General features: G+C 71.4%; 18 protein-coding genes and 1 pseudogene. 5 read left to right on the top strand and 14 right to left on the bottom strand.

From position 1 onward, the window contains the following. Nucleotides 1-1428: MFS transporter (locus tag EEJ42_RS45150; RefSeq protein WP_246097843.1), on the bottom strand; the 1428-nt coding region annotated here is incomplete at its 3' end. Nucleotides 1429-1500: 72 nt separating this feature from the next. Between EEJ42_RS45150 and EEJ42_RS45145 the strand changes: the two genes are divergently transcribed. Further along, on the top strand, nt 1501-2490 hold the full coding sequence (locus EEJ42_RS45145) for a GlxA family transcriptional regulator (protein ID WP_123107939.1): 990 nt from the start codon (nt 1501-1503) through the stop codon (nt 2488-2490). 85 nt (nt 2491-2575) lie between these two features. Here the strand turns inward: EEJ42_RS45145 and EEJ42_RS45140 are convergent, their stop codons facing one another. The 7 genes from EEJ42_RS45140 to EEJ42_RS45110 form a co-directional block, all read right to left on the bottom strand. Then, complete coding sequence (locus tag EEJ42_RS45140) at nt 2576-5182, bottom strand: polynucleotide kinase-phosphatase (RefSeq protein WP_425473073.1); 2607 nt, start codon at nt 5180-5182, stop codon at nt 2576-2578. After that, on the bottom strand, nt 5179-6822 hold the full coding sequence (locus EEJ42_RS45135; protein ID WP_123107938.1) for a 3' terminal RNA ribose 2'-O-methyltransferase Hen1: 1644 nt from the start codon (nt 6820-6822) through the stop codon (nt 5179-5181). Before EEJ42_RS45135 ends, EEJ42_RS45140 begins: the two co-directional genes overlap by 4 nt. A gap of 34 nt (nt 6823-6856) precedes the next feature. Then, entirely contained in the window at nt 6857-7774 is a 918-nt protein-coding gene (gene mmuM / locus EEJ42_RS45130; RefSeq protein ID WP_123107937.1) for a homocysteine S-methyltransferase, read from the bottom strand. 84 nt (nt 7775-7858) lie between these two features. Next, nucleotides 7859-8782 carry an LLM class F420-dependent oxidoreductase gene (locus tag EEJ42_RS45125; protein ID WP_123107936.1) on the bottom strand — a complete coding sequence of 308 codons (924 nt, stop codon included), beginning with the start codon at nt 8780-8782 and terminating at the stop codon, nt 7859-7861. An 18-nt stretch (nt 8783-8800) separates the two neighbouring features. Continuing rightward, nucleotides 8801-9286: a DUF6099 family protein gene (locus EEJ42_RS45120; protein ID WP_123107935.1), complete on the bottom strand. Its 486-nt coding sequence runs from the start codon at nt 9284-9286 to the stop codon at nt 8801-8803. A gap of 132 nt (nt 9287-9418) precedes the next feature. Then, entirely contained in the window at nt 9419-9757 is a 339-nt protein-coding gene (locus tag EEJ42_RS45115; protein WP_123107934.1) for a nucleotide pyrophosphohydrolase, read from the bottom strand. Between the two features lie 55 nt (nt 9758-9812). Then, nucleotides 9813-10967 (bottom strand): AAA family ATPase, encoded by a 1155-nt coding sequence (locus tag EEJ42_RS45110; RefSeq protein WP_123107941.1) that lies wholly within the window; start codon nt 10965-10967, stop codon nt 9813-9815. 106 nt (nt 10968-11073) lie between these two features. Between EEJ42_RS45110 and EEJ42_RS45105 the strand changes: the two genes are divergently transcribed. Both EEJ42_RS45105 and EEJ42_RS45100 read left to right on the top strand, forming a co-directional pair. After that, nucleotides 11074-11598: a hypothetical protein gene (locus tag EEJ42_RS45105; RefSeq protein ID WP_123107933.1), complete on the top strand. Its 525-nt coding sequence runs from the start codon at nt 11074-11076 to the stop codon at nt 11596-11598. Nucleotides 11599-11686: 88 nt separating this feature from the next. Beyond that, the gene (locus EEJ42_RS45100; protein WP_123107932.1) at nt 11687-12097 is read left to right on the top strand and encodes an MmpS family transport accessory protein; all 411 of its coding nucleotides are present in this window, start codon (nt 11687-11689) and stop codon (nt 12095-12097) included. Nucleotides 12098-12420: 323 nt separating this feature from the next. Here EEJ42_RS45100 and EEJ42_RS45090 read toward each other — a convergent pair whose 3' ends face one another. Genes EEJ42_RS45090 through EEJ42_RS45075 form a run of 4 tightly spaced genes read right to left on the bottom strand, consistent with a single transcriptional unit; the run spans nt 12421 to nt 15067 of the window. Beyond that, nucleotides 12421-12783 (bottom strand): lasso peptide biosynthesis B2 protein, encoded by a 363-nt coding sequence (locus EEJ42_RS45090; protein ID WP_123107930.1) that lies wholly within the window; start codon nt 12781-12783, stop codon nt 12421-12423. A gap of 59 nt (nt 12784-12842) precedes the next feature. Beyond that, nucleotides 12843-13106: a lasso peptide biosynthesis PqqD family chaperone gene (locus EEJ42_RS45085; RefSeq protein WP_123107929.1), complete on the bottom strand. Its 264-nt coding sequence runs from the start codon at nt 13104-13106 to the stop codon at nt 12843-12845. Continuing rightward, nucleotides 13106-14926: an asparagine synthase-related protein gene (locus tag EEJ42_RS45080; protein ID WP_123107928.1), complete on the bottom strand. Its 1821-nt coding sequence runs from the start codon at nt 14924-14926 to the stop codon at nt 13106-13108. Before EEJ42_RS45080 ends, EEJ42_RS45085 begins: the two co-directional genes overlap by 1 nt. A gap of 3 nt (nt 14927-14929) precedes the next feature. Beyond that, nucleotides 14930-15067 (bottom strand): lasso RiPP family leader peptide-containing protein, encoded by a 138-nt coding sequence (locus EEJ42_RS45075; RefSeq protein ID WP_425473072.1) that lies wholly within the window; start codon nt 15065-15067, stop codon nt 14930-14932. 518 nt (nt 15068-15585) lie between these two features. Between EEJ42_RS45075 and EEJ42_RS53565 the strand changes: the two are divergent. Then, a pseudogene (locus EEJ42_RS53565) lies at nt 15586-15744 on the top strand (FMN-binding negative transcriptional regulator); the annotation flags it as partial. A gap of 385 nt (nt 15745-16129) precedes the next feature. Here the strand turns inward: EEJ42_RS53565 and EEJ42_RS45065 are convergent. Then, nucleotides 16130-16696 carry an LmbU family transcriptional regulator gene (locus EEJ42_RS45065; protein WP_246097840.1) on the bottom strand — a complete coding sequence of 189 codons (567 nt, stop codon included), beginning with the start codon at nt 16694-16696 and terminating at the stop codon, nt 16130-16132. Between the two features lie 795 nt (nt 16697-17491). Between EEJ42_RS45065 and EEJ42_RS45060 the strand changes: the two genes are divergently transcribed. Continuing rightward, the gene (locus tag EEJ42_RS45060) at nt 17492-18706 is read left to right on the top strand and encodes an IS701 family transposase (protein ID WP_425473071.1); all 1215 of its coding nucleotides are present in this window, start codon (nt 17492-17494) and stop codon (nt 18704-18706) included. 69 nt (nt 18707-18775) lie between these two features. Here EEJ42_RS45060 and EEJ42_RS45055 read toward each other — a convergent pair whose 3' ends face one another. Beyond that, on the bottom strand, nt 18776-21016 hold the full coding sequence (locus EEJ42_RS45055; protein ID WP_123107926.1) for an MMPL family transporter: 2241 nt from the start codon (nt 21014-21016) through the stop codon (nt 18776-18778). Nucleotides 21017-21171 lie beyond the last annotated feature (155 nt).

Raw genomic sequence — 21171 nt, 5'->3', positions numbered from 1 at the left:
GTCCGCGCCGCCGCGCAGGGCCGTCGCCGCGAACGCGGCGAGCCCCGCGGTCGCCGCGGCGAAGACCCAGCCCCCGCGCAGCGCCCCCAGGTCCGGCCGGGCGGCGCCGCCCGTGATGACGACCAGCGCCGCCACTCCCAGGGCCTGGCCGCCCTGCCGGGACATCATCAGCACGCCCGAGCCGAGGGACAGCTGACGGGCCGGAAGCAGTCCGGCGGCGGCGAACATGACCGGCTGGTAGAGCCCCGCGCCGATCCCGGTGAGCACCAGCCCCGGCATGAACACCACGGCGTAGTGTCCGCCGTCGCCGCTTGCGCACAGCAGCCACCACACCGGCCCGGCGGCGAAGCACAGCGCGCCGAGCGCCGCCGAGCGCCGCTCCCCCAGGACCCGTACGAGCCGTCCCGACACGATCGAGACCACCAGCACCGCCAGCGGCCAAGGCGTGATGGCCAGGCCCGCGGCGACGGTGGACCAGCCCCAGACGCCGGTGAACAGGAGCGTCGAGGAGAGCACCATCGCGGCGTAGGCAAGAAAGTAACTGAACAGGCCGAGGGTGGCGGCGGTGAACGCACGGGTCCGGAACAGCGCCGGGTCCACCACCGGGTCCGGGTGGCGGCGCATGTGCGCGACCGCCAGCCCGCCCGTCGCCACACCCCCGGTCAGGAAGCCGAGGGTGGCCGGTGCGCCGTAACCCCAGTCCGGGGCCTCGACGCAGGCGGTGGTCAGGGCGCCGGTGGCGAGGAGCACCAGCAGGGTGCCGAGCGGGTCGAGGCGGCGGCGCTCACTGCCCGCGGGTCCGGTGCGCGGCAGCAGCCGCAGCCCCGCCGCCCAGGCGGCCAGCACCACGGGCGCGTTGATCAGGAAGATCCACCGCCAGTCGGAGGCGGCGAGCAGTCCGCCCGCCACGGGTCCCGAACTGGCCGCGACCGCACTGACCGCCGTCCACACACCGACCGCCGTCGGCCGCTCGCGCGCGGGGAAGGCGGGCAGCGCCAGCGCGAGGGAGGTGGGCACCAGAACGGCCGCCGCCGCGCCCTGCACCACGCGCGCAGTGACGAGCGCGCCGAGCCCGGGGGCCGCCCCACAGGCGACCGACGCCAGCCCGAACAGCACCATGCCGGTCAGGAACGAGCGTCGGCCGCCGATCGCGTCGGCCAGCCGCCCGGCCGGGATCAGCAGCGCCGCGAGCACGATGGTGTAGGCGTTGAGCACCCAGGACAGCTCGGCGGTGGTGGCCGAACGGAAGTCCGCGCCGATCGCAGGAAAGGCGATATTGACCGCGATCATGTCAAGCACGGCGAGGAACTGGGCCGCCGATGCGACCGCGAGGATCAGCCAACGCCGGGGATCCGGGGGCGTGTCGGGAGCGGGCGCGCCGGGAGTGGGCGCACCACTCCCCGGCGGTTTCGTGGAAGGGAGCGTCATGCCCATCCAGCATCGGCGGTGCGGCCCGCCACCACGAGTGGCAAGACTGACAGCACGCGCTACATTCTTGCCATGCGCCGCTCCATCGCCCTCGCCGTCACCGAAGGCATGCCGATCTTCGATCTGGCCGTCCCCTGCCATGTCTTCGGCGCCGACCGTCCCGAACTGCCCGACGACTGGTACGACCTGCGGGTCTGCGCGATCGGACCGGGGCGCGGGCGGACCGGGGCCCCGGTGGCCACCCGCTCCTGGTTCGCCGCGCACACCCCGTACGGGGCGGAGGAACTGGTCCGCGCCGACACCGTGATCGTCCCGGCGTCCGCCGATGTACGCGGCGACCCGCCCGCTGAGCTGGTCGACGCCCTGCGCGAGGCCCACGCGCGCGGCGCCCGCATCGTGTCGCTGTGTTCGGGTGCGTTCACCCTCGCCGCGACCGGGCTGCTCGACGGGCGGACGGCGGCCACCCACTGGATGTACGCGGCGCTGTTCGCCGAGCGCTATCCGGCCGTACGCCTCGATCCGTCGGTGCTGTACGTCGACCACGGCGACGTCCTCACCGGAGCGGGCTCGACCGCGTGCGTCGACGTCTGTCTGCACCTGGTCCGCGAGGACTACGGCAGCGAGGCGGCCAACACCCTCGCCCGGCAGCTCGTGGCGCCCGCCCACCGGCCCGGCGGCCAGGCCCAGTACATCGAGACGCCGCTGCCCGAGCGCACCGACGACTCGCTCGCCCCGCTGCTGCACTGGGCCACCGAACACCTCGCGGAACCGCTGACCCTCGCCGACCTCGCCCGCCGCGCCCGCACCAGCCCGCGCACCCTGGCGCGGCGCTTCCACGCCGCCACGGGGACGACACCGCTGCGCTGGGTCCAGGGCCAGCGCATCGCGCGGGCCCGGGCGCTGCTGGAGGGCGGTGATCTGCCGGTGGAGCGGATCGCGGAGCTGTGCGGGCTGGGCACGGCGGCCAATCTGCGGCGCCACTTCACCCGGGCGGTGGGGGTGCCGCCGCATGACTACCGCCGTGCGTTCCGGGCCCGGGAGTCGGCGGTGTCCGCCATCTGATCCCGGGCCCGCCAAGGGTCACAGCCGCGACGTCCACGGCCCGGGGATCACCTGGCAGCTACGCGGCCCGGGAGCCACCTCCCCGCTACAGCCGCGGGTCCACCGGCTCCGACTCCAGGGCCAGCACCGCGAACACCGCCTCGTGCACCCGCCACAGCGGCTCCCCGTCCGCCAGCCGGTCCAGGGCCTCCAGCCCCAGCGCGTACTCCCGCAGGGCGAGCGAGCGCTTGTGGCCGAGGTGGCGCTGACGCAGCTGGTCCAGGTTTTCCGGGCGGGTGTACTCCGGGCCGTAGACGATCCGCAGGTACTCCCGGCCCCGGCACTTCACGCCCGGCTGGACCAGTCGGCCGTCGCCCTTGCGGACGAAGCCCTGGAGGGGCTTGACGACCATGCCCTCGCCACCGGCCTCCGTCAGCTCCCGCCACCACGCGACGCCTTCGGCCACCGCCGCGTCGTCCTCGGTGTCGACTATGAGGCGGCGGGTGGGGGCGAGCAGCGGGCCGCCGTCCGGTCCCGGCTTCTCCGCCTCGATCATGCGGTCGATCAGGGCGAGTTGCCGGTCGTGCGGAAGCGCGGCGAGGCTGCGGCCCTGGGCGGCCAGGATCTGGAACGGGGCCATCCGTATGCCGTCCAGCCCGTCGACCGGCCAGCAGTAGCGTCGGTACGCCTCGGTGAACGCGGCCGCGTCCACGGCCCGCCCGCGCTGCTTGTCGAGGAGCGCGGACACCTCGACACCGCGCGCCGCCGCGCCCTCCAGCGCCGAGAGCACCCCGGGGAACACGGCGCCCGAGGCCGCGCCCACCGCCGCGTACTGGTTGCGCAGCAGCCCCGCGGCCTTGAGGGACCACGGCATCAACTCGGCGTCCAGCAGCAGCCAGTCGGTCTCCAGCTCCTGCCACAGACCGGCGCCCTCGATGCCGCCGCGCACCCCGGCGAGGACGGATTCGGTCAGCCGCGGGTCGTCGAAGAACGGCCGCCCGGTGCGCGTGTACACCATGCCGGATACGCCGTCGGGCGACCCGAAGCGCTCCTTCGCCACCTCCGGGTCGCGGCAGACCAGCGCCACCGCCCGGGACCCCATGTGCTTCTCCTCGCAGATCACCTGGCGCACCCCGTCCGCGCGGTAGGCGGCGAACGCCTCCGCCGGGTGCTCCAAGTAGCCCTCCTCGGTCGAGGTGGCGGCGGGCGCCATGGTGGGCGGGAGGTAGGCGAGCAGCCGAGGGTCGACGGCGAAGCGGCTCATGACCTCCAGGGCCGCCGCCGCGTTCTCCTCCTTGACCGCGATCCGGCCCATGTGCCGGGTCTCGACGATACGGCGGCCGCGCACATCGGCGAGGTCGAGCGGACGGCCGTCGGTACCGCCCGGGGCCTCGTTGCCCAGCGGTCTGACCGGCTCGTACCAGACCCGCTCGGCCGGGACGTCCACGATCTCGCGCTCCGGCCAGCGCAGCGCGGTCATCCGGCCGCCGAAGACACAACCGGTGTCCAGGCAGATGGTGTTGTTGAGCCACGATGCCCGAGGGGTCGGGGTGTGTCCGTAGACGACCGCGGCGCGGCCCCGGTAGTCCTCGGCCCACGGGTAGCGCACCGGCAGGCCGAACTCGTCGGTCTCACCGGTCGTCTCCCCGTACAGCGCGTGGGAGCGCACCCGGCCCGAGGTGCGGCCGTGGTACTTCTCGGGCAGCCCGGCGTGACAGACCACCAGCGCCCCGCCGTCCAGCACATAGTGGCTGACCAGCGACTCGATGAACTCCCGCGCCCGGTCGGCGAACTCCGGGTCCGCGGCGTGCTCGCGGTCCAGCTGCTCGACCGTCTCGGCGAGGCCGTGGATGAGCTTGACCTTGCGGCCCTTGAGGTAGCGGGCGAGCTTGTTCTCGTGGTTGCCGGGCACGCACAGCGCCGTCCCGGAGGCGACCATGCCCATCACCAGGCGCAGCACCCCGGGGCTGTCCGGCCCGCGGTCGACGAGGTCGCCGACGAAGACGGCGGTGCGCCCCTCGGGGTGGACGGCGTCGACCGGGCGGCCCTGCCCGTCGCGGCGCAGGGCGTATCCGAGCTTGCCCAGCAGGGTTTCCAGCTCGGAGCGGCAGCCGTGGATGTCACCGATGATGTCGAACGGGCCGGTGAGGTGGCGCAGATCGTTGTAGCGGCGCTCGATCGCGATCTCCGCGGCCTCGACCTGCTCGGCGCCGCGCAGGATGTGCACCTTGCGGAACCCCTCGCGCTCCAGGGACTTCAGGGAGCGGCGCAGCTCACGACGCTGACGCGGGATGACGTGGGAGGGCATGTCGGCCCGGTCGGGTCGGGCCGCGTTGCGCCGCGCGCATTCGCCCTCGGGGACGTCGAGGACGATCGCGACCGGCAGGACGTCGTGCTCACGCGCCAGCTGGATCAGGCTGCGGCGGGCCTCGGGCTGGACGTTGGTCGCGTCGACCACGGTCAGCCGCCCGGCCGCCAGCCGCTTGCCCGCGATGTAGTGGAGCAGGTCGAAGGCGTCCGGGGTGGCGCTCTGGTCGTTCTCGTCGTCGGAGACCAGGCCCCGGCAGACGTCGGACGAGACGATCTGGGTCGGCAGGAAGTGGCGCCGGGCGAAGGTGGACTTGCCGGAGCCGGTGGTGCCGACGAGGACCACGAGGGACAGGTCGGGCACGCCGAGGCTGCGCCTGTCGAGCGTCATGGTGGCGTCGGTCATGCGGCGGCCTCCTTCGGTGACGTGGTCGGTGTCGTGGTCGGTGTCGTGCCGGTCGTGGTGCTGGTGGTCGTGCTCGTTGTGCCCGTCTCCCCGGTCTCCTGCCGGAAGAGCGCGAGCTGGGTCGGTGCGCCGACCTCGGGGTCCTCGGGGCCGACGGGACGGAACTCAACCGCATAGCCGTGCCGTTCGGCCACTCCCCGCGCCCAGTCGCGGAACTCCTCCCGCGTCCACTCGAAGCGGTGGTCGGGGTGGCGGACCTGCCCGGCGGGCAGGGACTCCCACCGCACGTTGTACTCGACGTTGGGCGTGGTCACCACGACGACCGTGGGCCGGGCGGCGCCGAACACCGCGTACTCCAGGGCGGGCAGCCGGGGCGGATCCACGTGCTCGATCACCTCGCTGAGCACCGCAGCGTCATAGCCGGTCAGCCGGGAGTCGGTGTACGCGAGCGAGCCCTGCGTCAGCTTCAGCCGCGCCGACTGCCGCTCGGGCATCCGGTCCAGCCGCAGCCGCCGCGCCGCCTCGTTCAGCGCGCGTATCGACACATCGACACCGACGATCTCGGTGAACCGCGCGTCCTTGAGCAGCTCGCCCAGCAACTGGCCCTGGCCGCAGCCGAGATCCAGCACCCGGGACGCCCCCGCTGCCCGCAGCGCGTCGAGGATCGCCTCGCGCCGCCGCACGGCCAGCGGCACCGGCCGCGGCGTGCCCTCCCCCTCCGGCTCCACCTCTTCCCGCTCCCCCTGCTCCGTCGGCTCCGTCTGCCCTGCCTGCTCCGTCCGTCCTGCCTCCTCCGTCTGTCCTTCCTGCTCGGCGAACTCGGCGGCCACTTCCTCCACCGCGTTGTCGATCTCCTCCACCTCGGCGTCGTCCGTCTCCGCGAGCCGCGCCAGCTCCAGCCGCTCCAGCGCGCTGCGGGTCAGCGACCAGCGGCGGGCCAGATACCGGTTGGTGATCAGCCGCTGCTCGGGGTGGTGCTCCAGCCAGCCCTCGCCGGAACGCAGCAGCTTGTCCACCTCGTCCGGGGCGACCCAGTAGTGCTTCGCGTCGTCCAGCACCGGCAGCAGCACATACAGATGGCGCAGCGCGTCGGCGAGCCGCAGCTCGCCCTCCAGCACCAGCCGTACGTACCGCGAGTCGCCCCACTGCGGGAACCGCTCGTCCAGCGGCACCGGCTCGGCCGTCACCGCCCAGCCCAGCGGTGCGAAGAGCCGCTCGACCAGGGCGGCGCCGCCGCGGGCGGGCAGTGCGGGCACCTCGATCCGCAGCGGCAGCGGCCGCTCCGGCAGCTCGGGCCGCGCCTTGCAGTGTCCCCTCAGGGCGCTGGAGAAGACGGTGCTCAGCGCGACGGCCAGCAGCGAGGAGGCCGCGTACGGACGGTCGTTGACGTACTGGGCGAGTGCGGAGTCGGGCGCGCCGCCCCGTCCCTTGCCCCGGCCCCGCCGCACCAGCGCGACGGGGTCGACCTCCAGCAGCAGCGCCGCCGTGCAGCGCTCGGCGTCGGCCTCGGGATAGAGGACGTGCGCGGTGCCGTGGGAGGTCGAGAACCGCTGCGCCTTGTCGGGGTGCTTGTGCAGCAGAAACCCGAGGTCGGTCGCGGGGCGCTCGATGGTGCCGGTGGTGGATATCGTCAAGAACACCCGTCCGAGTATCGCCGGGTGCGAGCCCCCTTACCTAATGGTTTCTCACCACGCCCGCCAGCTCGGCGATCCGGTCCGGCCCGACCCGGCAGCAGCCGCCGATGAGCCGCGCGCCGGCATCCCGCCATCCCTTCACCCGTGCCGGGTCGAAGGTCGACCGCCCGCGCCAGCTCCGGGCCGCCGCGTCCCACTCCTCTCCGCTGTTCGGATACACCACCACCGGCTTTCCGGTGGCCTCGGCCGCGATCTCCACGGCCCGGTCCGCGTCGCCCGGCTCGCAGCAGTTGACGCCGACGGCGATCACCTGCTCGTTCCCGGCGGCGACGGCGAACGCGTCCCGGAGCGGCTGCCCGGCCCGGGTGGCCTCCCCCGCGATGCTGTACGACAGCCAGACGGGCACCCCGCAGCCCTCGACGGCCCGCAGCATGGCCGCCGCCTCGTCGGCGTCCGGCACCGTCTCCAGGGCGAGCACATCGGGCCCGGCCGCGACCAGCGCCTCGATCCGCGGCCGGTGGAACCGCTCCAGCTCGGCCACGCTCAGCCCGTACCGCCCCCGGTACTCGCTGCCGTCGGCCAGCATCGCCCCGTAGGGCCCCACGGAGGCCGCCACCCACACCGGGGCGGCCGGGTCGGCCGCTCCCCCGGCCGCGCCGCGCGCCAGCTCGACGCTGCGGCCCAGCAGCGCCGTGGCGTCCTCGCGGGCCACGCCCCGGTGGGCGAAGCCCTCGTAGGTGGCCTGGTAGCTGCTGGTGATGAGCACCCGTGCGCCCGCCCGCACATACGCGGCGTGCGCCGCCTCGATCTGCCCCGGGTCATCGGCGAGCAGCCGGGCCGACCACAGCTCGTCGGAAAGGTCGCAGCCCTGCGCCTCCAGCTGGTTGGACAGCCCGCCGTCGAGGACGAGCGGCCCGCCTTCCAGAGCGGTGGCCAGTGGCGTAGGTGGGACGGACATCACGGGTACTCCTGGTGGTTCGGTGAGCCACGCGGGCTCGGTCGGCCCGTCGGCCGGGCCCGGCCGACGGGTCGGTGGGGCTGGTCAGCCCAGCTGGGCCTGGACCTGGGATGAAATCAGCTCAAGGTGATCGAGGTCGTCGAGGTCCAGGATCTGGAGGTAGACCCGGGACGCCCCGGCCTCCGCATAGCGGCCGATCTTCTCGACCACCTCGGCAGGGGAGCCCGCCAGCCCGTTCTCCTTCAGCTCCTGGACCTCACGGCCGATCGCCGCGGCCCGCCGGGCGACCTCGGCGTCGTCCTTGCCCACGCAGGCCACCAGCGCGTTCGAGTACACCAGGTCGTCGCCCTTGCGCCCGGCCTCCTCGGCGGCCGCCCGCACCCGGCCGAACTGGCGCTCGCTGTCCTCGACCGACGCGAACGGCATGTTGAACTCGTCCGCGAACCGCGCGGCCAGCCGCGGGGTGCGGGTCGGCCCCTGGCCGCCGACCAGCACCGGCACCCTGCCCTGGGCGGGCTTGGGCAGCGCGGGCGAGTCGGTGAGCTGGTAGTGCGCACCGTCATGGCTGAAGGTCTCGCCGACCGGCGTCTTCCACAGGCCGGTGACGATGGCCAGCTGCTCCTCCAGCCGCGCGAACTTCTCCTTCGGGAAGGGGATGCCGTACGCGGTGTGCTCCTGCTCGTACCAGCCCGCGCCCAGGCCCAGCTCGACTCGTCCACCCGACATCTGGTCGACCTGCGCGACCTGGATCGCGAGGACGCCCGGCAGCCGGAAGGTGGCGGCGGTCATCAGGGTGCCCAGCCGGATCCGCTTGGTCTCGCGGGCCAGCCCGGCCAGGGTGAGCCACGCGTCTGTCGGGCCCGGCAGTCCGTCGACATCCCCCATGTGCAGGTAATGGTCGGAGCGGAAGAAGGCGTCGAACCCGAGGTCTTCGGTGGCCTTCGCAACGGACAGCAGAGTCTCGTAGGTCGCCCCCTGCTGGGGCTCGGTGAAAATGCGGAGATCCATGCACCCCATCCTGCCTTCTCATGCCGCACCACCCCACTCCCCACCCCACTCCAGCCCCGTGAGGTGCCTCAGCATCCCGAGCACCCGGTCCCTCGCCTCGTCCGCCGCGTCGATCGCCTCGACGCACTGCCAGTACAGCGCCTCCTCCTCCGTGCTGGAGGCGACGCCCACCAGCGCGAATCCCGCCTCCGCCAGCAGATCCCCCAGCGCCAGCAGCACGCCTCTGGGGTCCCGCACCTCCGACAGCTGAGCCGCCCGTAAGCCCGCGCCGCGCAACGCGGGATGGTGCAGCGCCGGGTGAAACAGCGCCCCGCGCGCCCTGCCGCCCGCCTCGCACAGGCCGCGCGCCTCCGCCCGCGCCGCCGCCGGGCCGCTCACCATGAAGTATCCGCCGACCGCTTCCGCCAGCGCCTGGACCTGCCAGGCCTCGGCCACGATGTCGTGCACGCCTCCGGCCTTCGCCAGGGCGTGCCGGGTGACACCGATCAGCCGCATCGCGTCCATGCCCCGAACCCCTCTCAACGGACTTTCCGCACCCGTCACTCCTCCACTACCCAGAGTGATGACTAACAGGCCGAAAAGCTAGGGGAATTCAGGAATCTGTTGACAACAGTTGCGTTGTGGATAACTTTGCCACTACTGAGAGTGACGAACGGGGCCTCCAGGCGCCGCAACCGGGAACCGGCCCTCATTGCGGTCGATCTTCGCGGCCAGCGCGGCGAGCGCGTCGATCCCCAGCACCTCGCAGAACTGGAGCAGATACGCCAGCACATCGGCGACCTCGTCCTCGACCCGGGCCGCCTTCCCCGGCTCCCCCATCACCCGCGCCGATTCCTCCGGCGTCAGCCACTGGAAGATCTCCACCAGCTCCGACGCCTCGACGCTCAGCGCCGCCGCGAGGTTCTTCGGGGTGTGGTACTGCTGCCAGTCGCGCGCCGCCGCGAAGGCCGCCAGCCTGCGCTGGAGGCCCGCCACATCAAGGCCGTCGGATCGTCGCTCACACGCGGCGGAACGCGCACCGGACTCGGGTTCAAGAGACTCGCTCACGCTCCAGGTTTACCACCGTGACAGGAGCGTCCCCCGTGACGGGGGCGTCCCCGACCGCCCCCGCCACGTCCCCCACGGTCCCCACCAGCCGGATGTGCCCCCGTGCGCACATCCGGACCGCCACCCCCAGCAGCTCCCGCGCCTGCCTCCGGTCCAGGCAGCGGTCGAAACCGTCCGCCAGCACCGTCAGCACCTGCCGCGCGGGAAGCACATCCGCCGCCGGTTCCATCGCCAGCACCCCCGGACCGGTCAGCAGCACCAGCGCGAGCGCCAGGTAGCGCAACTCCCCGTCGCCCAGCCGCTCCACCGGCATCGCGCCCAGCTCCCCCTGCTCCACCAGGGCCCGCACCCCTCCTCCCCCGGCCCCCTCCGTCACCAGGCCCTCCACCGGCCCCGCGCACCCCGCCCGCACCGCCGCGACCAGCGCCGCGTGCCGGGAGACGCACTCCCGGCTGGTGCGCCGCAGCACCGCCGCCAGGTTCTCGCAGCCGCCGCGCAGCCGCCCGTCGCGCGGCGCCGCCGGCGCCCGCATCCGATCCGGCCGCGGATCGCAGGCGAACACCGAACGCAACGCGATCACCACCTGCTCGGCCCCGGCCAGCGCCAGCCGCTGCCCCTCGGTGATGCCCGCCACCCGCAGCGGCAGCAGCGAGGTCGCCAGCCGGTCGTCGGGCAGCGGAGCCCGGGTGACCGCGACCGCCCCCGCCGTGTGCCAGGCGGCCTGGACGGAGCGCCGCTCCGGGTCGCGCAGCGCCGTCTCCAGCAGCGTCTCCCCCGCCCCCGTCAACCGCTCGCCCACGATGCGCAGTTCGGGCTCGGCCTGTACGGCGACATCCAGCCGCACCGGCCCGACCGGGCCGTCCACGGTGCACCCGATGCGGAAGCCGCGCCGCCCCTGCCGGTCCGGCCGCGCCCGGCGCGGGATGTACGACGCCGGCTCGCGGAACACCTCCGCGAGCCGGGCGCCACCCGCCAGGCGCGCGAGCGCCGCGTACGCCTCCAGCACGCCCGATTTACCGCTTCCGCTCGGCCCGGCGAACAGCGTCAGCGGCCCCAGGGAAAAGACCGCACGTCGATGGGACTTGAAGGCGGACAGCCTCAACTCGGTCACGGCGGGCCGCAGCCCGGATGCGCTCATGCCCGGAACATATCTGTGGCGCATACCGCCGAACCGTTACTCCTTCCGTATCTTCCTACCATCGGGGGATGGTGGATGTGACCGAAGATGACCACGGGGGTGCACGATGGCCGACAGCACGTTCTGGATCGCGGCCCTCACCGGCGGCACCGCCGTAGTAGCCAGCTGGGTCACCAGCCGCGGCAACACCCGCGCCGCCCAGATCCAGGCCGACACCGCTGCACGCGCCCAGCAGACGGAGCGGCTGCGCGACAGCAGGCGGACCGCGTACCTGGAGCTGATCGAACAGATCCACACCATGGGCGACTTCTACTGGGAAGTCTCCGCCGCCCAGCGGAACGGCGACTTCCGCAGCCGCCCCGCCCTGCTGGACGAGATCATCGAGCGCGAGCGCGACCACTACGGAAAGCTGCGGCACTGCGCGCGGGTGGTCGAGCTGGAGGGCCCTGCCGCCGCGGGCGAGGCGGCGCACAAACTCCAGAAGTCAACCGGCCGGTTCCACCGCTCACTCCAGGCCATGGCCGCCGACGAGCCGGAGGCGATACGCCGCTTCAACGACGCCTACAGCCCCTTCTGGGCCGCCCTCGGGGACTTCGTGGACGTCGCGAAGACATCGCTCCAGGAGCCGTAGCCCCGGGGGGGGCAACCTTCGGCTTCACTCGGCTGTCTATCTGCGATGAGATGCGGCGTCTGAAGTCCGAGGCCCGGGGGGAATCCGCATGAATCGCACCGTACGTACCGCCGTCTTATCCGTCGCCCTCACCGGCCTCGTCGCGCTCGGCCTCTCCGCCTGTTCGGAGGAGGAGGCCGTCGATGCCGTCGACAAGGTGGTGGACCAGACATACGAGGTCACTTACGAGGTGACGGGGAAGAACGTCGCCTCGATCGAGTTCAACGGGGGCGGCGGCAAGGCCATGGACCCCGAGACCACGACGGTGGAGAAGCCCGCGCTGCCCTGGAAGAAAACGGTGACACTCCGGGGCATCATGCCGTCGGCGGTGATGCCGATCTCCTCCGACCCATCGGTGAGCTGCACGATCGTGCACAAGGGCAAGGTCATCGCGGAGGAGAAGGGCGAAAGCCTGATCAACGCCGGTGGTTGCGTCGCTGAGTCGCCGATCGGCACGTAGGTCCCGGCAGTTCCTCAAGCATGGGCCCGCCACCACGAGGTCCAGCTCGCGCCCGCGTCGATGCTCCCCGCAGGCGATCCGTCGGGCGCACCCGGCTTGCCCCACCGCCGAGGCTCTCGGGTACGGCGTGTTCGAAGCATCACTGGCGGGCGAGTTCCTCGAAGGGCGCGCTCCGACCGCCGGTGATGCCCGGCGCTGACCGCCGCCAGGACCGCCGCGTACGAGGTCGGGTCCGAGATCGAGGGCTCCTCCCGCAGCAGCACTCGACCTGCAAGCGAGTACGGCATGCTTGAGTCCCGCGCCCTCCCCTTCGTCCGCACGGTTTACCGGTCCTCAGACAGGGGTGGGACAGTGAGGATCTTCCGATAGTGGTCCGCCGGGTAGGGCTCGCCCACGGGCTTCCCGGCAACCTCGACCCACGCGTGGGCGTCGAACGGGCTCGTGCGCACACCCGTACACCAGGTTGGCCACACTCCGCGGCTCCTGCACAACAGCGCAACGGCCAGGGACCGTTGAAGGCACGCCAGCCCGGCGCAGCGCAGGCTCGCCGACACGATCGCCCGCCTGGCGTCGAGCACCTGCCCCTCGGTGGCGGGGCGGGCGCCACGGCGGAGGAATGCGAGGACCGCGCACACTTTCACTGGTTTGAGCCCGCTCAGCAGGCGTGCCGCGCCGACGGCGATCATCGGTCCGACGCGCTTGTGCAGTGGCACACGGTCACGGTCCGGCAGAGCGTGGGGAACACTCAACGGGGCTCCTCGAGCAGCTTGGCAGCGCGCAGTTGGATAATCAGTGACGTGACATCGCGCTGCGCCTGGCCGGGATCGGCGCCGTGGCGGGTGACGAGATCGCTCGCGACTTCCCCGTGCGTGCAGCCCTTGAGCAGGCGGCGCAACACGAGCATGCCTGTGACGTTGAGCTGCCAGTAGCGGCCGGTGTGCTGGTGCAGCAGTATGGCGCCGTCCTCGGTCTCGGCGACGGCGACGTCGGGGTTGAGGCTCAAGGGCATCACTGCCTCCCACGGTGGACCGGAAGTTGTCTGGCGACGCGCACCCAGGTCTCGCAGCCCAGGAGTTGCTCGACGCCGATGTCCCTGGAGGAGTCCGCGTGCGGTGTCAGGAGATGGCTGCGCAGCGCGTCCACGTCGATCATCCCCATGTCGGCCAGCAGCGAGTCGGAGAAGACATCGAGGAGCGCGGACAGGTTGCGTCGGCGCCCGGCGCGCAGGTCCGCGCTGAAGTCACCCTTGGTGGTCCGGTTCAGCACGACGTCGGGTACGAGACCCCGCATCGAAGCGGCGAGCAGGGGCTTATAGCGCCACGGAGTGACGCGCTCGTGCAGACGTACCGCCAAGGCCGCCTCGACGACCCGGTCGTCGAGGTACGGCAGATGCAGTCGGACTCCGGCCGTTTCGAACAGACGGGAGAGCTGCCGGTAGGCCGGCGCTGTGGTCCGCAGTGCGGCCAGGAACTGGTGCTGGCCCCGGTCCCGGGCGAAGGGCTCGGCGTACTCGGCGGTTTCCCTGAGGGCCTGCCGTGCGGCGTCCACCGCCTGCCCGGTCGCCCAGACCGGAGCGCGCAGTGCCGTCAGGCCCCAGCCCAGGGACGGAGCGCGGCGGGACGGCGGCGGCTGCGTCAGCCGGTCGGCCTGTGCGTCCCACCACCCCGGCACTCCTCCGCCCCGTACCAGCTGGGTGAGGGTTTCCGTCCATGGCCAGCGCTGAAGGGCTCGGTGGCCGCGCAGATGCCGTACCGCGGTGAGAGGGCGGCGGCGCGCCAACCGGTGCAGGTAGCCGGGGAAGCGGCTGAACAACTCGTCGGCGCCGTGACCCGCCAGGTGCCACCGGACACCGTGCTCGGAGAGCAGGTGGGCCGAGTACCGCATCCGTTTCAGGGTGCGCGTGTAGAGGTAGGGCCGCTCGGTGTCGGCCGGTGCCTGGGGATCCGCGAAAACAGGCGGCAGCTCGTGCTGCCCGACCACGAGATGGTGTGCCCCGGGAAGGGAGCGCGCGGCTTCCGCGGCGAAGTACGTGTCGTCGTTTCCCGCGTCGGCCTCGGCCCACCGGAAGGTCGACAGGTCGGGGGTGTGCCGTGCGGCGAGAAAGCACAGGGACGTCGAATCCATGCCGCCCGACAGATCCGCACCGAGCGGTTCCCCGTTCGTCTGGCGGCCGTCCACGGCGGTGACCAACGCGGTTCTGAGCTTCGCCGCGCCTTCGGGCAGGGACAGGGCGGGCTCCGGTGCCTGCCACCACCGCTCCTCACGGGCACGGTGCGGCTCGAGCACGAGGCAGTGGTCGTGCGGCACCGTGGCCACACCGGACCAGAGGCTGCGGTCGGCGAGCGGAGGTGGCAGCATGCCCCCGCACACGACGCGTGCCGCCAAGGTGCGCTCGTCCACGCCCGCCCCGGTCATTGACGCCAGGGCATCGGCCCGGTCGGCCGCGACCGTCAGATCGCCCAGCCGGGTATGGAACACCTGGCGCAATCCGGAGTGACTGCCCTGGACGCGTACCGAGCCGTCGACAGCGGCCAGCAGGTGGTGGCTGCCCGGCAGCTCTCGGGCGAGAGCGTCCACGTCGGACAGCGTACGGACGCGTAGGCACAGTTCGGTGAGCCGGGCGGTGGTGACCGGGCAGACCCCGATCACCACCACTCGCACCGGGCCTGCCGCCGCCTGGCGGACCTCGTCCGCCTCCCAACTGCCCACCACCCAGGGACGCCCCGACGGGTGGGGTATCAGCCGCGGAGCCTCGAACGGACACACGTCGTCAAGAAGTGACGTCTCCGGCTGGTCCGGAAAGACGACGAATCCGGTGCGATATCTCATGCCTCAGACGTGTTCGCCGATGATGTCGGTGTACCGGCTGCCGAATCCGAGGGTGTCTTCGGAGAACTCACCGACCGCCACCAGCGTCGGCGGCTCGTAGCACTCGGCGTCCAGCGATTCGATCGCCTTCTCGTTTTCCACGAATTCCTCCCGATAGTTGAATGGACCCTTGCCTCAAGAACTCATTGGCGCACGGAAATAAATAGGGGCTGGACCGCACGCAGCTCATTGAGGCCACACGTCAGTCCGGCGCATACCCTGTTACGGGGCAAGCCGTTCTGAACCGGTGTGGCCAGTCTTCCACTTTCTTCCCTCGATGAAAACACCGAAGGCGGCGGATCGATTTTCAGTGCACCGAAGTCGACGGGACGCCACCATGAAGGACCCGTTGTCCTGTCGACAGGACAGTACGGCGGTTTCCTTGAGTAATCGCCGCAATCATTGACGCGCCTCGTGGGCCTCTATGCCTCACCGTCACTGATTCAGTCAGAGCGTGAAAGGTGAGTGCCATATGTTCGTCCCCCGCCATGACCGGGAACCAGACGTCTCATGGATGGTCGATCTGATGCGCGGGAACCCGCCGGCGCTGATGGCCGGCGCCCGGGCTCCCGGAGACGGTCCCTTCGCCGCCCACCTTCCGGTCATCACACTGGGCGGCGATGGACATCGGCCGGGTGGTCCTGATCACGTTCGCAAGTCAACACGCGTACGACTCGCCCACCGTCTACGACGTGACGCCCGCCGCCCCGGCGCCGAACTCCACCTCGGCGCATGTGCACGGCGTGGTGGAGAAGATCGAGTCGGCGGAGGGGACACCGGGCGTCGTGCAGTCGACCGCGCCGGCCTTCGGGAAGGAATTCGGCAACTGCTGGGACAGGACCGAATCGTCGGCTGTTTCCGGAAGACCGCCCTCAGCGTCGAGGCCTCTCTCGTCCGGTGGCCAAGTGCGAGGGCATGTTCCCCCTCGGCCACGAACGAGATCCCGATGTCCGCGAGCGGGTGGAGCGGTCGTTCGCCTGGCGCGGATGCACCAGGCACGCGCAGACGGCCGGACTCATGGGCCGTTCGCCGTTGGGATCCCTTCTCACGATGGGCGGGGTCCGCACCCGTCACGGGGTGCGGACCCGCGGCTGTCACTGCCCCGGACGGACGCCTGTCCCGCCTCCGGCGCGACGGTCGCACCGGTCGGTGCCGGGGAGCTGGTCATTCGAGGGGGAGCTGCCGCTCGGCCTCCTTCAACACCTGGGCGGCGGCGGCGTCGAGGGTGTCCATCACCCAGTCCGCCAACTCGGTGCCGGACTGGGCCGCCGCCTTGTGCCACCACTTCAGCCGGTTGTCGGGCACGGCGAGCCGGCGCGTCGTCGCCTCGACCGTCGCCTGCGGGGTCCCCTCGCGCTGGGCCCGGATGGCGTTGCGCAGTTGCTTGGTGGTCCACTTCATCCGCTCGGCGCGGTCGAGCCAGGTCTCCTGCTCGCCGACGGGCAGGGACGCCAGCTCGGCGTGATGCTGGAAACTGAGCGCAGGCCGTCGCCGGCGCAACTCGAACCGCCGGGAGACCCACGCGTAGTTGCGCAGCGTCTGATATTGCAGCCCCGCCGCGCGAATGCCGCGCTCATAGCGGTCGGCGTAGTGGTCCTTGCCGTAGACGAGCCAGTCACCGAGCCACCATGACGACGAATTGAGCAGCCCGGAGAGCTGACGCCCAGCCCGCTCCCACTCCTCGAAGGCGAGTCCCACAGGTATGTGCAGCCCCACCTTCGTGGTAAGCACTTGATCACGCCGCGACTCCGCCTCGTTGGCTCTTCGGGCCCTCGGCACCGTCTCGGCTGCTCTGTCGAACGAAAGCGCCTTGGCGTCTTTGCACTCTTCGACCTGATTCCTCATCATGCCTCCGTGTCAACGCGCGTATCAACCGAGCGAGTCCGCGGTGGCTCCCCATGCACACAGAAAGCGTTCACCCCGTTTTTGCACAGACATGCCGAAAGCAGTGGCCACCGCCCACAGGCGAAATGCCGCCGACCTGAAATGAGCCGGGCATTGTCGCGGTTCCCGGAGAGATCGAGGTGGCCAACCGTCATGCTTCCGAGTAGATCCTGCCACCAATGCAAGCGCAAGGATCTTGGCGCCATCGAGTGCTACTTTACAGAGTTCGAACATTCCCCCGGTCCAGCGATCCCGTCACCGATTGGCGTGATCTGAATGCACATGCCAAGTCCGCCCTGCCCTGGATCTGCCGCCGACGCGGATCGTAGCCCGCTTGGGGCGAGGTACCCGTCACCCCCCGCCGCTCCCCCCTGGCAGGACGCCACGCGCCCAGCGTTCCCGCAGATCAGGGTCCTACGGCCGAATAGCCCGGACGCCTCGGTCGACGACTGGGGCGAGCAGCCGACCCCTTTGAACGTCCGAGCGGAACCCACCCGTCCTCCCGCTGACGGCTGCCGCAAGGCCATGCGCCACCCGAGGCGCCAGAACAAGCCAGCCAGCCGAATGAAGTGGCGCCACAGCGAAGGTGCGACCTAGACTCTGCCCCTACAAGTCCAGTAGCGTCGGGGGAGTTATTGCGGCATGCTTGCGGCCCGTGCGGACGCCTCGTCGACACCATGCGACGCGTCACTCGCCAGCCATTCAGAAGCCACTCTGGATCGTTTCAGCAGAACGATCTTCAGAAGTTTACGCCGGGCTGATCAACGCAAGTGGGCGCACGCCTATCTGAACGGGTTGCTCGTCACGCCGGGTAAGAAGTCGGTGCGCCGGCTCGCCGCCGCGATCTCGTCCGACCCGTCCGTCGTACAGTCGCTGCGTCAGTTCGTCAGCCTCAGCCCGTGGGACTTCGACTCGGTCATGGAGGAACTCACCTGCTGGGTGGCGGATCACCGGACCGAAGCCGTCTGGCCCCTCGGCCGGGTCATCCTGCCCAAGCGCGGTGATCGGTCGGTGGGGGTGCACCGCTACTTCGACCTGTCCTCGGGCCGCACGCTCAACTGCCAGCTGGGACTGGGATCGTTCCTGTGCGTGGGCACCGCTCGGGTTCCCGTCGACTGGTGCCTGCACCTGCCGCCGTACTGGATCGAGGACCGCGACCGGCGCAGGGACGCACGCATACCGGACTCCGAGGAGTACCGGCCGCTGTGGGCGCACGCGCTCCGGCTCGTCGACCGGCTGTCAGCCCGTACGGGCTCGTCGTCCGCCGTCGTCCTGGTCGACATGAGCGACGAACCCGACGTGGGGCACCTCCTGAACGGACTCACCAAGCGCCGGCGCGACTTCGTCATTGCGGTGCCGCCGCACCTCGCGGTGCTTCCCATCGGCGACGGCACCGTGGGCGCCTCGGCGCCGGTCAGTGCCAAAGCCCGGGTCTCCTCGCAGAGCCCGGAGAGCACCGTCGTCACCCTGCCCGACGGACCACAGCGCATCGCACGCCTCCAGACGTCGCTCATTCACCTGCCAGGTGGCTGGCAAGGCCGCTCCCCCGGCCCGCCCTACCGGCTCTTCACCGAGGTGGACGGCGACCACGCCCCGGGGCCGATGTGGCTCACCAGCCTGGCCCACAGCAGTCTCGCGGAGGTCGCCTCGATCGCCGCCCTGAACACCGAGACGCAGGCCGTGATCGGCTCCATGGAGCGGGACTTCGGGATGCTGGACTTCGAAGGGCGCTCGTTTCCCGGCTGGTACCACCACATGGCGCTTGTCTCCGCCGCGTACGCCTACCGGCGTCTGAGCGGGCCCGCCACGGACTCGCCCCTCGACGGTCGCCGCAGCGCGGCACAGCAGGTGCCGTAGCAGCGACCGTCGACGTCGTCGCCTCGATCGTGGGGCCGGTCCGGAGTCGGACCGGCCCCACGGCGCTGGTCAGCGGCTGTACTCGGGTTCCTGCGCCGTGCGCCGGCCCGGCGAAGCGGCGAGCCGGCGGGACAGCTTCTCGCCCTCCACATCCATGTTGGGCAGCACCCGGTCAAGCCACTTCGGCAGCCACCACGCGCGGTCGCCGAGGACGGCGAAGAGCGCCGGGATGATGGCCATGCGGACGACGAGAGCGTCGAAGAGGACCGCGAGGGCCAGGCCGAGGCCGATCATCCGTACGAAGTCGTCGTCCTCCATGATGAATCCGGAGAAGACGCTTGTCATGATGAGCGCGGCCGCGGTGACCACGCGGCCGCCGTGCCGGAAGCCGGTGACGACCGCCTGGTGGGTCGGCTCCCCGTGGACGTATGCCTCGCGCATCCGGGTCACCAGGAAGACCTCGTAGTCCATGGCGAGGCCGAAGACCACGCCGATCATGATGATCGGCATCGTGCTCATGATCGGGCCCGGCTGGTCGACACCCAGGATGTCGGCGAGCCAGCCCCACTGGAAGATCGCCACAACGACGCCGAGCGCCGCGGAGATCGACAGCAGGAATCCGAGAGCGGCCTTCAGCGGCACGAGGAGCGACCTGAAGACGAGGATCAGCAGCAGGAAGGCGAGACCGACCACGAGGGCGAGGTAGGGCAGCAACGCGTCGTTGAGGGTCTTGGAGAAGTCGATGAACATGGCCGTCTGCCCACTCACCAGAACCTCGGCGTCGTCGGCGCGCCCGACGCCCGCGAGGTCGCCGCGCAGGTTCTTGACCAGCTGTTCCGTCTTGTCCTCCGTCGGTCCCGTGTCCGGTACGACGTTGACGATCGCGGTGTCGCCCGCCTTGTTGGGGGTCGGCGAGCCCACCTGGGCGACGCCGGGCTCGTCGGACAGCTTGGCGGCGACATCCTCTCCCACGGACTTGGCGTCGTCGGCCTCGATGGTGACCAGCAGGGGGCCGTTGAAGCCGGGGCCGAAGGACTCCGACAGCATGTCGTACGCCTTGCGCTGGGTGGTCTCGGGGGCCATGGTGCCCTCGCCGGGCAGGCCGAGCTCCAGCTGGGTCGCGGGCACGGCGACGGCACCGAGGCTGAGCACCCCGAGCAGCAACACGATGACGGGACGGCGCAGGACGAAGCCCGCCCACCGGGCACCCAGGTTCGGCCGCTGCCGGACGGCCCGCTTCTCGGCCTTGCGGCGCTGGCGCTTGGACAGCGGCTTGCCCGCGATCCGCTTGCGGTCCCTGCGGGGCAGCACCTTGAACGGGGCGAAGCCGAGCAGCGCCGGCACGAGTGTGACGGCGACCAGGACGGCGATCGCGACGGTGGCCGCCGCGGTCAGGCCCATCTTGGTCACTGACGGGACGTTGAGGACGGCGAGACCGGCGAGGGCGACGATGACGGTGAGGCCGGCGAAGACCACGGCGGAGCCCGCGGTGCCGACAGCCCGGCCGACGGCCTCCACCCGCTCCCGGCCCTCGGCCATCTCGGCGCGGTAGCGGGAGACGATGAACAGGGCGTAGTCGATCCCCACGGCCAGGCCGATCATCATGGCCAGGGTGGTGCTGGTCGAGGACAGGCCGAGCGTGCTGCCAAGGGCGCCGATCGCGGAGATGCCGATGCCGACCCCGATGACGGCGGTGAGCAGCGGCATGCCGGCCGCCACCAGCGAACCGAAGGTCACCAGGAGGATCACGGCGGAGACGCCGATGCCGATGATCTCGGCAGTGCCGCCCAGCGACTGCTCCACGGGGACCGCGTCACCGCCCAGCTCGACCCTGAGTCCGTCCGCACGGGCGTCGTCGGCTGCCTTGAGCAGGGCGTCGTGCGCCTTGTCGGACACCTCCGCAGCGGCGACCTTGTAGGTGACGATCGTGTAGGCCGTCGTGCCGTCCTCGCTGACGGCGCCCGCGGTGAACGGGTCGGAGGCGCTGACGACCTGCGGGGCCTTCGACAGGTCGGCGACGAGGGCGGCCACATTCTTCTTCGCCTCGGGAGCCGAGATCTTCGCATTCGCCGGTGCGCGGACCACGACCCGCGCCGAGGCACCGTCTGCGCTTGCGTCCGGGAACTTCTCCTTCAGCAGGTCGAAGGCCTTCTGGGACTCCGTACCCGGCATGGAGAAGGTGTCGGCGGGCGGGGGCGGCGCGGACGAGGAGGCGACCCCGGCACCGACGAGGACCAGGAGCCACAGCAGGACGGTGAGACCTCGTCGCCGGAAGGCGAAACGGCCGATTTTGTAGAGCAAGGTAGCCAAGGTGATCCAACTCCCGTTAGTACGTACCGAAGACGAGGTGTGACGAAAGGACTGAGGACGCGACGGACGTCGCCGGCTCGGTCAGGGCGGTCCGGGCGGGGCCGCGCCGCGCGAGGGGGCCTCGGTGCAGCGGCGGGCGGGGGGCGGCACGTCGG

It is taken from the genome of Streptomyces botrytidirepellens (assembly GCF_003721215.1).
GTDB classification, from domain to species: domain Bacteria; phylum Actinomycetota; class Actinomycetes; order Streptomycetales; family Streptomycetaceae; genus Streptomyces; species Streptomyces himastatinicus.
This window is presented reverse-complemented; position numbering and strand designations above follow the sequence as displayed.

What these genes read in the sequence shown, in the direction of transcription:
- EEJ42_RS45145 (WP_123107939.1), top strand. Translation starts at nt 1,501, where the DNA reads ATGCGCCGCTCCATCGCCCTCGCCGTCACCGAAGGCATGCCGATCTTC.
- EEJ42_RS45140 (WP_425473073.1), bottom strand. Translation starts at nt 5,182, where the DNA reads ATGACCGACGCCACCATGACGCTCGACAGGCGCAGCCTCGGCGTGCCC.
- mmuM (WP_123107937.1), bottom strand. Translation starts at nt 7,774, where the DNA reads ATGTCCGTCCCACCTACGCCACTGGCCACCGCTCTGGAAGGCGGGCCG.
- EEJ42_RS45125 (WP_123107936.1), bottom strand. Translation starts at nt 8,782, where the DNA reads ATGGATCTCCGCATTTTCACCGAGCCCCAGCAGGGGGCGACCTACGAG.
- EEJ42_RS45120 (WP_123107935.1), bottom strand. Translation starts at nt 9,286, where the DNA reads ATGGACGCGATGCGGCTGATCGGTGTCACCCGGCACGCCCTGGCGAAG.
- EEJ42_RS45110 (WP_123107941.1), bottom strand. Translation starts at nt 10,967, where the DNA reads ATGAGCGCATCCGGGCTGCGGCCCGCCGTGACCGAGTTGAGGCTGTCC.
- EEJ42_RS45105 (WP_123107933.1), top strand. Translation starts at nt 11,074, where the DNA reads ATGGCCGACAGCACGTTCTGGATCGCGGCCCTCACCGGCGGCACCGCC.
- EEJ42_RS45100 (WP_123107932.1), top strand. Translation starts at nt 11,687, where the DNA reads ATGAATCGCACCGTACGTACCGCCGTCTTATCCGTCGCCCTCACCGGC.
- EEJ42_RS45090 (WP_123107930.1), bottom strand. Translation starts at nt 12,783, where the DNA reads ATGATCGCCGTCGGCGCGGCACGCCTGCTGAGCGGGCTCAAACCAGTG.
- EEJ42_RS45085 (WP_123107929.1), bottom strand. Translation starts at nt 13,106, where the DNA reads ATGCCCTTGAGCCTCAACCCCGACGTCGCCGTCGCCGAGACCGAGGAC.
- EEJ42_RS45080 (WP_123107928.1), bottom strand. Translation starts at nt 14,926, where the DNA reads ATGAGATATCGCACCGGATTCGTCGTCTTTCCGGACCAGCCGGAGACG.
- EEJ42_RS45060 (WP_425473071.1), top strand. Translation starts at nt 17,492, where the DNA reads ATGCTTGCGGCCCGTGCGGACGCCTCGTCGACACCATGCGACGCGTCA.